Source organism: Apibacter muscae (assembly GCF_007845635.1).
Lineage (GTDB): Bacteria > Bacteroidota > Bacteroidia > Flavobacteriales > Weeksellaceae > Apibacter > Apibacter muscae.
In genome coordinates this window covers 1-11492 of sequence record NZ_SELG01000004.1, presented here as the reverse complement: position 1 = coordinate 11492, position 11492 = coordinate 1, and the positions used below count along the sequence as shown (strand labels likewise).

Annotated in this window: 12 protein-coding genes and 1 pseudogene; 10 read left to right on the top strand and 3 right to left on the bottom strand. The window is 28.5% G+C overall.

Going from position 1 to position 11492, the window contains the following annotated elements:
• The first annotated feature begins 197 nt into the window (after window positions 1-197).
• The 9 genes from ETU08_RS00390 (at window position 198) to ETU08_RS00350 (ending at window position 8538) form a co-directional block, all read left to right on the top strand.
• Complete coding sequence (locus ETU08_RS00390; RefSeq protein ID WP_146261046.1) at window positions 198-1517, top strand: site-specific integrase; 1320 nt, start codon at window positions 198-200, stop codon at window positions 1515-1517.
• Between the two features lie 40 nt (window positions 1518-1557).
• Window positions 1558-2700: a hypothetical protein gene (locus ETU08_RS00385; protein ID WP_146261045.1), complete on the top strand. Its 1143-nt coding sequence runs from the start codon at window positions 1558-1560 to the stop codon at window positions 2698-2700.
• A 64-nt stretch (window positions 2701-2764) separates the two neighbouring features.
• Window positions 2765-3112 carry a helix-turn-helix domain-containing protein gene (locus ETU08_RS00380; protein ID WP_146261044.1) on the top strand — a complete coding sequence of 116 codons (348 nt, stop codon included), beginning with the start codon at window positions 2765-2767 and terminating at the stop codon, window positions 3110-3112.
• Window positions 3113-3223: 111 nt separating this feature from the next.
• A complete protein-coding gene (locus tag ETU08_RS00375; RefSeq protein ID WP_146261043.1) occupies window positions 3224-4270 on the top strand; it encodes a protein rep in 1047 nt (348 codons plus the stop codon).
• Window positions 4271-4355: 85 nt separating this feature from the next.
• Window positions 4356-5438: a LysM peptidoglycan-binding domain-containing protein gene (locus ETU08_RS00370; protein WP_146261042.1), complete on the top strand. Its 1083-nt coding sequence runs from the start codon at window positions 4356-4358 to the stop codon at window positions 5436-5438.
• Between the two features lie 4 nt (window positions 5439-5442).
• A complete protein-coding gene (locus tag ETU08_RS00365; protein ID WP_146261041.1) occupies window positions 5443-5997 on the top strand; it encodes a hypothetical protein in 555 nt (184 codons plus the stop codon).
• Between the two features lie 63 nt (window positions 5998-6060).
• On the top strand, window positions 6061-6609 hold the full coding sequence (locus ETU08_RS00360; RefSeq protein WP_146261040.1) for a hypothetical protein: 549 nt from the start codon (window positions 6061-6063) through the stop codon (window positions 6607-6609).
• A 66-nt stretch (window positions 6610-6675) separates the two neighbouring features.
• Entirely contained in the window at window positions 6676-7227 is a 552-nt protein-coding gene (locus tag ETU08_RS00355; RefSeq protein WP_146261039.1) for a hypothetical protein, read from the top strand.
• Between the two features lie 6 nt (window positions 7228-7233).
• Complete coding sequence (locus tag ETU08_RS00350; RefSeq protein WP_146261038.1) at window positions 7234-8538, top strand: hypothetical protein; 1305 nt, start codon at window positions 7234-7236, stop codon at window positions 8536-8538.
• Here the strand turns inward: ETU08_RS00350 and ETU08_RS00345 are convergent.
• The 3 genes from ETU08_RS00345 to ETU08_RS00335 form a co-directional block, all read right to left on the bottom strand.
• Window positions 8535-8798, bottom strand: a complete 264-nt coding sequence (locus ETU08_RS00345) for a hypothetical protein (RefSeq protein WP_146261037.1) — start codon at window positions 8796-8798, stop codon at window positions 8535-8537. The genes ETU08_RS00350 and ETU08_RS00345 overlap by 4 nt on opposite strands.
• Before the next feature lie 327 nt (window positions 8799-9125).
• Window positions 9126-9560, bottom strand: coding sequence for an ASCH domain-containing protein (locus ETU08_RS00340; RefSeq protein ID WP_146261036.1), 435 nt, complete (start codon window positions 9558-9560; stop codon window positions 9126-9128).
• Window positions 9523-11028, bottom strand: coding sequence for a PIN domain-containing protein (locus ETU08_RS00335; RefSeq protein WP_146261035.1), 1506 nt, complete (start codon window positions 11026-11028; stop codon window positions 9523-9525). Before ETU08_RS00335 ends, ETU08_RS00340 begins: the two co-directional genes overlap by 38 nt.
• Window positions 11029-11406: 378 nt before the next feature.
• On the opposite strand from ETU08_RS00335, the pseudogene ETU08_RS11985 reads away from it, so the two are divergent.
• Window positions 11407-11492: pseudogene (locus ETU08_RS11985) on the top strand (XRE family transcriptional regulator); the annotation flags it as partial.

The window sequence follows — 11492 nt, the reverse complement described above, 5'->3', positions numbered from 1 at the left end:
TCCCTCCAGCTCCACTATGCTGGTTTTTACTTAAGTTTAATTATCATTAAAGTTGCTAAAAATCAACAGATTAGATAAAAGGAAGACTTAAGTAAAACCAATTAGAAGTAAGTAAAAGTAAAAAAATAGTCCCCTTAGGCGTCCCCTAAGGGGATTATTTTATTATATTTGTTATAACCCCAATTAAATCTTCTGATATGGCAAGTGTAACCTTTGTATTAAAGTCCCCCTTATCCAAAGAAAGAACCTCCATAATACTTTTATTTCGTTACGACAACCAACGAATAAAAATTTATACCAAACAAACCATAGAACCCCTATACTGGGACAAAGACAAGCACCGAGTAAAAAACACCGTTAAAATAACCAACAGCCATAGCATTAACAACCAATTGCAACAAATGGAAACCCTTATCTTTACCCAGTTTGATAAATTTATAGAAAATTACCAGCGCAAACCCTTACCAGTAGAACTTAAAGAAATCTTTGAAAAAGAATACTTTGAAAAAATCCCCCAATTTACCAAAACCAAAACTAAAACCTTCTTTGATTATTTCGATGAATATATCCAAAACAAAAAAATAGAATACCCCTCCACTAAAACCCATGAAAAATACCAGCAGGTAAAAAATACCCTATTGGATTTTCAGTCTTATACAAAAACGACCCTAATCGTAGAAAACATAGACTTACAATTCAGAAACCAATATATACAATACTTACAAGAGACCAAAGGCTATGCACAAAGCACCATACACCGACACCTAAAATTTTTAAAAACCATATTATTATATATAGAAAACCACGGTCATAAACTCCATCCCCAACTCAAATCCAAAGGCAAAAACAGCTTTATCCCCCAAGACGAAATAAGCGAAAAAATAGCCCTATCCGAAAAAGAATTAGCAGAACTTGAAAATTTAGACCTCTCCCGAAGCCCCCGACTCGAACAAGTAAGAGACCGCTTTTTAATCGGATGCTATACAGGGCTGAGGTTTTCCGACTTTATACGACTCAATAAAAACAATCTGGAAGACGATAAATACATTTTGATTCGCCAACAAAAAACACAAAAACCCCTGACCCTTCCACTATTTCCCCCCGTAAAAAACATATTTGAAAAATACAATTATGAACTACCCAAACCCATTTCAGAAGTAAACTTTAACCTTTACCTAAAAGAAATAGGCAAACTTTGTAATACCCTGCAACAAACCTATGAAACCACCAAAACCCAGGCAGGTAAACGAATTAAAATACAAACGCCCCGATACGAACAAGTAAGCACCCATACCGCCCGAAGAACATTCGTAACCCTAAACCATGCCAAAGGAGTAGAATTAGACACTCTGATGCTCGCTACAGGGCACGGTAACATAAAAACCATTCGAAACTATGTAAAGCTCAATGACAAACAAAATGCAGATCTCTTAGCAAGAAGAATAGAAGAAGCAAGTAAAAAAAGAGACAAAAAGAACGAGACTAAAATAATACCAATAAAAACAGCCCACAAATAAAAAACGAATTAAATATAAAAACAAAATACCCCTAAAACATATGGAAGAAAGAAAATATTATATCTATAGCATGCCCCCAAACATCCCCATATATATACAAGAATTAATAGAAAAAGAAGACGAAGAAAGCCTCTATAAATTACTCTATAGCATCATAGCTGAGTACATACATGAAGTACGCATACATACTTACCGATTAAAACTAAAAACAAAAGAAGCCCAAAAAATATATCCCCTGATAAATCAAACAGAAGAAGAAAAAACGAACTATTTTATAAAAGAATTATGCAATAAATACATAGAATATCGTAGACTACCCCCCAATTCAGGCAAATACACAGAAGAAGAATTTAGAAAACAATGTCTAGATAAAATCGTAAACTTAATATATAACCAACAACACGTAAACGAAACAGAAATAAAAAGCATACTATATTTCCTCAACCTAATAGTAAAAAGTAATTTTAATGAAAATTACTTTTCATCCATAGAATACAAATATTCACACACCCTTTTAAAATACTTAATCTATCTCTGCAATACCGAGCATATAAAAGACAAACCCCAACCCAAAAAAATAATAGACCAAATAATCCATCAATTTATAATCAACTATGAAATAGCCATAGGAGATACCTCTGTTTACCAACAAATAAATACCCTATTTGAAAACAAACTCCTTCAACTTTTCCGATCCGATTTCTTCCCAGCAAAAAAATTATACATCAAACGCTTATTAGACATACTCACCCAAATCAACCAAGAGGAAGGCTTTCAAGACTTATGGACAAAAGACCTACTTACCCTATTGCAAGACCTCATCCAATCAGACAAAGACTTTCAACAAGAAGCCCGACAAAACCCATTGCCCCCATCACAACAAAAAGAACCCACCGACTACTCAGACACCAATAACGTAGAAAAAATAATCTTCCTTCATAAACTAGGAGTATTAGAATACCTAAGAAACCAAGAACCCTTTAACCATTCCACCAATTTACTCGCAGAATACCTCAGCGCCGTAACAGGAATCAAAGCCACAACCGTTCAATCCTATATCAATCCCATCATCAATAAAAACGCACAGCAAAACAAAAGCGCCCTACACAACCCAAACACCGTAAACAAAGTAGAACAAAAACTAATCAAAATAGGTTGTAAAGCCAAAGACCTACTTACCTAAGACGAATTAGGGAATCCCTAACCATTCCCTAAACTTCCTTTGTACCATAAAAAAAATAAAAAAAATGGTACACCCACAAATATTCATCTCCCTCACCCAAGAAGAACTACAAATCCTCATAAAAGAAGCCGTACAAACCGCCTTAAAACAGCAACCATTAAACACAGCAACCCAGCCCTCCCCCGAAAAGTATTACACCCGAAAACAAACCGCTGAAAAACTCCATATATCCTTAGGTACTCTGGACAACTATACCCAAACAGGCTTACTCACCGCCTACAAAATAGGACACCGCATCCTATACAAACCACAAGACATTAACCATTGTCTCAATCAAAAACAAGGTATCCCTACCAACAAAAGAAAACAAAGAAAACAATTACAAGCATCCGACAAAAATCCTAACCCTTAGGATTTTTTGTTTTTGCAGGAATCTGAGTTTTTTGCAGAAACCCACTCAATACATTAGCATAAAACGGGACAAGAAAAAAGAAAAAAAGACAGAAAAAACAACTTCATCCCAATGAAATCACCACAAACACTAAAAACAAAACCCCTAAATACCCATTCCCTAATCTTACTCGAAGGAGAAGGCACAGACCAAAGCGACATAAAAAGCTTAAAGGGAAGAGCCAAAAGAAAACTCATTACCCAAAAAATGATGTTAAACCTGATCGACGTTTGTAAAACCAAAGAAGATAGCCAAAGACAAAAAAGTTATTGGAATACCTATTATTGTCAGAGTAAAATTATTAGTTCTAAAAACAGGATTTACGGGAAATATTGTAAAAATCGTTTTTGTACGGTTTGTTCTGCTATTCGTAAGGCGGATATTATTCATCGGTATTATCCCACCCTAAAAACATGGAAAGAACCCCATTTTTTAACATTAACAGTAAAAGCAGTAAAAATAAACTCTTTAAACAAATGGATTAACGGAATGTATCGGGCTTTTTCTTTGATTTTAAACAGGTATAAGAAGAGATATCAAAGAGGAAAAGCGATTCAACTGATAGGGATTAAGTCTTTGGAATGTAATTTTAACCCTCAGAGAAAAACCTACAATCCCCATTTTCATATTATAACCGCCAATCATAAAATAGCAGAAATCTTAAAACAAGAATGGTTACAGATCTGGAAGTTTAAAAATCAACCCCAAAAAATAGTAGTAAGTCCCAAAGCTCAGTTTATAAGAAAAGTAGAAAACTTAGAAAGAGATCTAATAGAAGTAATTAAATACGGAAGTAAGATCTTTACCGAACCCGATATAAAAAAGAAAACCCAAAAACAAAATTCCAATCTTGCTCCCATGATTTATATTCAAGCATTGGATGCAATTTTTACAGCCATGAAAGGAAAAAGAATTTTTGAAAGGTTCGGGTTTAATCTTCCAAAACAACCAAGACCTCAACCAAAATCCAAACTAACTTATGAATTTGAAAACTGGAATTTTGATTTAAAGGTGAATGATTGGGTAAATCCTGAAACGGGGGAGTGTTTAACAGGTTATAAAACCCCTGTGGAATTGAATTTTTTACTGGAGGAAAGTGTGAATACTCAACTCTCTTAATTTAACATGTAAATGAAGCTTTAGATAAATAAAATAAAGTAAAAAATTATCTTATTTTTGTTTTTTATTAATTATCTATTTATCTATGGAATATGAAAACTATATAATAGAACGAGAAGAAAAACTATCTTCAATTGCTAATAAATTTAATACTACTCCCAAAGAAATAAAAGCCTGTAATCCTAATATGCGAACCTTTGGAGGAGGAGTATGGGGGGCTGAATATGCTTCTTATGGACAAAGAATAAGAATTCCTGTTCAACCCCTTGAACCTATACGTTTACAAACTGATTTTATTTCAGATATTCCAATTCCCTCTATTGCCTTTAATTCCAAGGCAAGATACCGATGTGAACAGATTAATGAAACCCGAGTATTAGAAACTTTAACTACTTATACCAATCAAAAAACACAATATTTATTAGAACAAAATTTAGAGGAAGGATATGCAAAAATAAAGCTAGAAGAATTTTTATACGAAGTAATTCCCCCCTTACTTAGCGATTCCTTTGAATTAATTAAGTCCACAGAATTTATTAAAAACAAAGCAATTTTTAAACTCTCTGAAAAAGGCAAGATAGAGCAAATACTAAATGCTAAAGAAATTTCTAATCAATGGAAAACTTTTAAAGAAAAAGAATTAAAAAACTTACCTTTTATAGAGTCCCTACAAGATAACACAGAAGCAATACACAATATAAATAAAGCAGGAGATATAGAATTTAATTCCCCTAAAGTAAAAGAATACCAAAGAAACCTGTTCAATTTCCTTTGTTTTGACCAACATCTATATCAACCTATAGAAGAATTAGAAAAAGAAGAGTTTCAATATGCCTCATCCTTATTAGCACCTGTAATAATCCCTTTAGAATTTAAATATAATAAAGTAAGTGAGGATAACAAATTCATAACGTTTAAAAAAATAGCAGATGTACATCTTACAGATTCCTTAGTACAGAAGTTAAAACAAAAATATGATGAAGTATTGAAACCTGTAATTAAATATTCATTTACAGAATATAAATTATTTTTTAGCTGTACCTTAGATTGGAATAAAGAAACTAAGCTATTAGAAAAGGCTTCCGTTCATTTAAAAGAAACCATAGCCGATAATATACAAAATGTTTGCACATTTAGTTTGAACCAATTAAAAAATTATACTCCTTAAAAATATGGAAAAATTGGAAGAATTTAATAATTATACTTTTAAAGCGATAACAAGAAAAGGTGCTATTTTAATCTTTATTCTTATACTTCCTATATTTATTTCTATTTACTTATTGATGGATATATTTATATTCTATGATATAAAAGTATACAATGTATTCACCAATATGAAGGTAATTGGAATACCTATGATTTTAACCTATTTATTAATAACTATTACTTCGAATTATATAATAGCTGATAAATACTTACTAGAAACTAATGATAATAAAATTACAATCTACAGAAATAATAAATATTTTTATCTTATAGAATTATATCAAATAAAAAAAATTATTTGTACTATAAATTCAAAATTTAAAGGTGGTTCTATTCATATCGAAAGTCATAATAATAAATTATATATTATTACTGGCTTCTTTTTCACAAAAAAAAATAATTTCCCCATATTTCAAGAATTTTCTAACATATTCTTTTCTTCTTTAGAAAAGAAAGAATTTTCTAAAGAAAAAAAACAAAAAAAAGAATTAATAACATATATTCTAACTAATAAGAATTAATATGTCTTCTCATTTACCTAAAAAAACATGTAGTTTGTACTAACTGGTATAAAATAAAAAAATATGGAAGAATTTAGTAATTATACGTTTAGAGCTTTAACAAGAAATCATGCAATTTTAATTTTCATTCTTATATTCCCTGTCTTTATTACTATTTACCTATTAATGGATAAATTTATATTTTACGATGTAAAAGTATATAATGTATTTAGCAATATGAAAGTAATTGGAATACCTATGATCTTAACCTATTTTTTATTAGCTATAACTGCAAACTACATATTAGGTAATAAATATTGGATTAATATAAAGGATAATGAAATAACGATTTACAGAAATAATAAAATTTTTCACTCTATAGAATTAAATCAAGTACATAAGATAGTGTTTTTTTTTAGCTCTAAACAAAATAATGGTTATTTATTATTTAATTGTAATAATATAAAACTATTCATGTTTATGGGGGTATTATTAACAAAAAAAAAGGATTTTATCATGATACAAAATTATTTTAATACAATTCTTTATCCATATTTATTAAAAAATAATTTTACGGAAATAATACAAGAACAAAAAGGAATTACAATATACACTTTAATTAAAAAGAAATGATATGTTCTCTCATTTACCAGAAAAAAAACTATGTGGTTTGTACTAACTGGTATAAAATAAATAAATATGGAAGAATTTAATAATTATACGTTTAGAGCTACAACTATACCTAAAATTATTTTAACAATGCTTATTTGGATAGTTTTAACAATAGTAGTATCAATACCTATTCAAAACTTTTTTCACTATGAAGACATTAAAAATCCTACTATTTTAATAAATATAAAAGTATTTGGTACTACTGTATTTATTTCCTCTATTATTATATTAATTATCTCCCAATATATAATTAGTAGTAGATATCATTTTGATTTCAAAAATTCATATATAGAAATATATAAAAACAATAAATTGGATAAAATAGTAGAATTATCTAATATAAATTCATTTTCCAGTACTATAACCCCTTTCTTATCTGGAATTGAAATTACTTTTAATGATAAAAAAAAATATCATTTTTGCATTGGATTTATTTTTAATTTTAAAAAAGAAGTCAACATATTTAGTCTTTTTTTAATAAAAGAATTGAATCCTTTTTTATTAGAAAAAAATTTCGTGCTTAATATTAAATTAGAAACTACAAAAATGAAAAGTTTTAAATTCATATCTAAATCTTAGCTAAATATGTCTTCTCATTTACCTGAAAGAAAAACCTATGTTGTTTGCACCAACCAATTAGGAAGCGGACACAGAAAATTATTGGCTGATCCTGATAGAAGAAAAGTTTCTGTTTTTTACCAAAAAGAGTTTGCTCTTTTAACTACTGCAGATAAAAAATTAGATAAAGATTTTACATGTAAATCTGCTTGGAACAAAGGCTTATCTGGAGGGGCTTTTGGGGCTGGTGCAGGGATTGCTGTTGCTCCACTTGCAACACCTGTAGTATCAGGTTTATTAAGTGCTGCTGGTGCCGTGTCTGTTGTTCCATATGCTGGATGGATTGTAGGAGGAGCATTAGCTATAACAGCTGTAGGTTATGCTTTATATAGTGCCCTCACAGCACCCAAATGCTCAGGAGCTTTGGGGCATATTTCCAGTCAATGGAAGTTGTACCATCCTAGCGTATATTACAATAAACACAATGCCCTTTTAAGCCGTTCGGTTTTGCAATGTGGAGAAGGAGGGGTTTTATTACCCTTTTTGAGCATTAATGTAGCGTACAAAGTATCCGAATCCATTGCCAGAAATAATAAATGGGACGTAGGAATAGGAGTAATAGTCAGCGGTTTAGGTGGCTTTGGTATGGCTAAATTATTATTAGCAGGAAATATTTCGGCTCTAGGTATTTCCTTGATTATTGGAAATTATATTATTCCTCCTAGCGCAGAATGGGCAGGAGATGCCTATGCAGACGTTTACAGAGATCAAAGATATAAAGAAATAGAGGAAGCCATTGGACAGAAAAAAGAAGAAAATAAAACCTATATGGATTATATAATGGCTTCAGCTAATCCCATAGATGACACCCAAACCATAATAAAAAACTCTAATGAAATCATAGCTAATATAAAAGCGCATGGAGCCAGTAAAGAAGCCATTGCAGAATTTGAAAAATCTGTAGCTGAAGCAAAAAGAACAGGTACTTTTACAAACGAGAAATCTTCAAAAGTATTAGCCGATATAAAAGAAGGGAAATACGGAGAAAAAGCACAAAATATATTTAAAAATAAAAATGGAACAACAACAGGAATGCATACCGAAAAAAGTTATGACAAAGCCATTAGAGAAGAACAAATGAAAATGGGATTAAATAAAGTAAACTCACTTAAAAGTTTTGGTAATGGAAGTATTACAATTTTAGGAATTGCCCAGCCTTTTATGAGTGCTATATTTAATAAAAGATCCATATTACTAGCCAAAGAAGCACAAGAAAAAGAACTGGAAATAGAAAACTCCAATGCTATTAGTGTAGTAAGTAGTAATTATTAATCATTCAAACTATGAACCTCATCCAAAAACTCCAATTCTGAATCAGGAATAAGTTTTTTCATAAGGCTAAGAAGATTATAAATATCCAAATCAGTATATAGGTGTACATTCTTCTCCTTAGCAAGAATAGCACTTTGACAAATCCTTATAATAGACTGTAAAGTAAAACCTAACTCCTTATAACTCTCTATATTCATCTTAGATAAAGAGGTAAAATAATCCTTTGAGTTTTCTAATAAATCAATCTCTTTTCTTTTCATATCTTTTTTTTACAAAGAGAATTAAAAAATTAACCATATACCATAGAAAAAGACCTTATCTTATGGATAAAGACCTGTAAAATATCTATCTGCATTATTTGTATTTTTTATTATTTTTGCTAAAATCTATTGTTTATGAATACAGATACAGCTCCTAAAAAAAAGTACATCAGGGAAGAAACATAAAAAGACTAAGATAAATGCTTGGAATTAAACAATTAAATTAAATTTTTGATTTAGTAACTATCTAGTTTACTGTGTAACCTAATAAATAGTAAATAATCTAATTAAAAGATTTTAATATGGCTTATCATTTGTATTGGAATTTTATTTAATCTTTTTTAATTTAGTTAAAGCAATTTCTAGTGATGATTTGTCATCTAAATATATATATGATTGTGGAGCAGAAAACTCCTCTATGAATTCTATGGGATCTATTTCTATTTTAAACTTTTCGTAACTATTAATTATAATCGAATATCCTTTTTCAACGCCCTTAAAGTATTCAAAAAAATCTTTTTTACCAATACCTCCAACTTTATTAAATTTATCCCAAATATTTTTAGGAGTATCTTCCATTATTTCTGAAAATGTAAAATATCCTATAATCATTTTTTGTGGAGAAGAAGAATATATGAAAATTTTATCTACAGGTTTTTTAAATATTTTTTTTCTAAACTCTACCTTTTTTAAACCACTTAATATAGCATTTGCATAAGTAGGCTTAATTGATAATATAACGTTTGTCAAAGTATTCTTCATTTCTTAGCTCTAAGTAATCACTTTCAGATATTTTAGTAATTGTTTGTATTTTATTTTTAAAACTATTTAATTTTTTTATTTTAGATAATCTAATTTTTTTATTTAAATAAGTAATTAAACGAAACGTAATAACATTTAATTTACCTTTATCTTGCAATTTAAATATTAATTCCTCTTGCGAAAATACTGTCTTTTTACTTACCAATTTCCATAATTTATCAAAATTATCAACAATTTCTATTGATTCTAAGATTCCTACAGGTTCAATTGCTTTATCCGTATTAGAGGCATAAAATAATAAAATATCTCCTTGTTTAGGTGTTATGATTCTAGAATTCGATATATAAGCTTTAACTATTGTATTTCCTTGAATTTCATTAATGCTATCTTGAGAAAAATCAAATAATGTAGGGTGTCTTAAACTTCCATCTTTAAATAATTTACTATAGTATTTTGGCTTTATCGGTATTACATATTTAGATATAGTAGAATTATCATAATAAAACGGATGGAGATTAATACAATTATATTTTTTTGAGACTAAATTTTTATTTAAACATTTTATCATTTGAACTTCTGATAATCCTTGTTTATTTATAAAGATATTTTTATAAAATCCAAATCTATTTAATAGCTTTATTAAGTGGGTTTGTTTTTCATAAACAGTTAGATATAAATATTGAATTTTTTGATTAATACAATATTCAAACATTTTATTTAAGAATAATTCGCCTAATTTAATTCCAAATACTGTATCCGAAACTTTAAATGTACAAATTTTTAGTACATCTGAATATATATCTTTTAATTGATGTTGTTCAATTTTTTCTAAATTATATATTAATAATGCTTGTAATTCATCTTTAACGATTAAAGAATAACATTTCCTATTTTTCTTAATACACTTCATTAACCAATTACTAAAAGCTTCTTTCCCATAATCCTCTTTTAAGCTATCGAAAAATGGGGAATTAAATTTATCTTCTATTTCTCTTAAACTATGTTCTTTTAAAATAGGATGAGAAGGAATTTTTATGGTAAATAATTCTTCTAGTAATTCCTGTATCTCTGATACATAAAGGACTTTAGATTGTAATCCAATCTTTTTTGCATTATTATGAATCCCTCTGTCTTCTGTTATAAAATAGTCAACATATTCTTTAAATAATTGAAAGAGCTGTAATATATCTATTTCATCATTAACCTTTTTAACTATAAATAAAGATTTAAATTTTTCAGTAGGATATGCAAAATCTTCTAAAGGTTCATACTTTTTTAGTTTTGAAATTGTAATTTCCTTTCTTTCAAGATTAGAATCTCTATCTAAATCAAACGGAATAGCTCTAGGATGATATAATACTTTACAATTGTTAGTAATGGCAATTCTGTAAAATTGTGAGAAATTATCCTTTACAATTTTATGACCTTCCAAATTAATTAGGATATTAGTATCTATTAAAATTCTCACTTATAATAAATGTTTTTCCTAATAACAAATATACTTATTTTATCTCACTATTTCTGATAATATTTAATTCTATCTGAAAATGGAATTTAGAATTAGATTTTCAGTCATATTTTTTCATTAATAGATATTAATAGTTATTACGTCTTTCCTTACTAAAATTATAATATTTATAAAATAGAATAAAAATAATTATATATATCATATGGATAATTGAAGTAGTCTTTTAAATCTTTCAATATACTTTCATCTTTTTTCAATACTTTATTTTACTATAAAGAGAACTATATTACATAAAATAATATCTTATATATAAAGACCTATAAAATATCTCTCTGCTTTATTTGTATTTTTTATTATTTTTGCTAAAATCTATTGTTTATGAATACGGATATAGCTCCTAAAAAAGTACATCAGGGAAGAAACATAAAAAGACTAAGAGAAATGCTGGGAATCAAACAAGAATC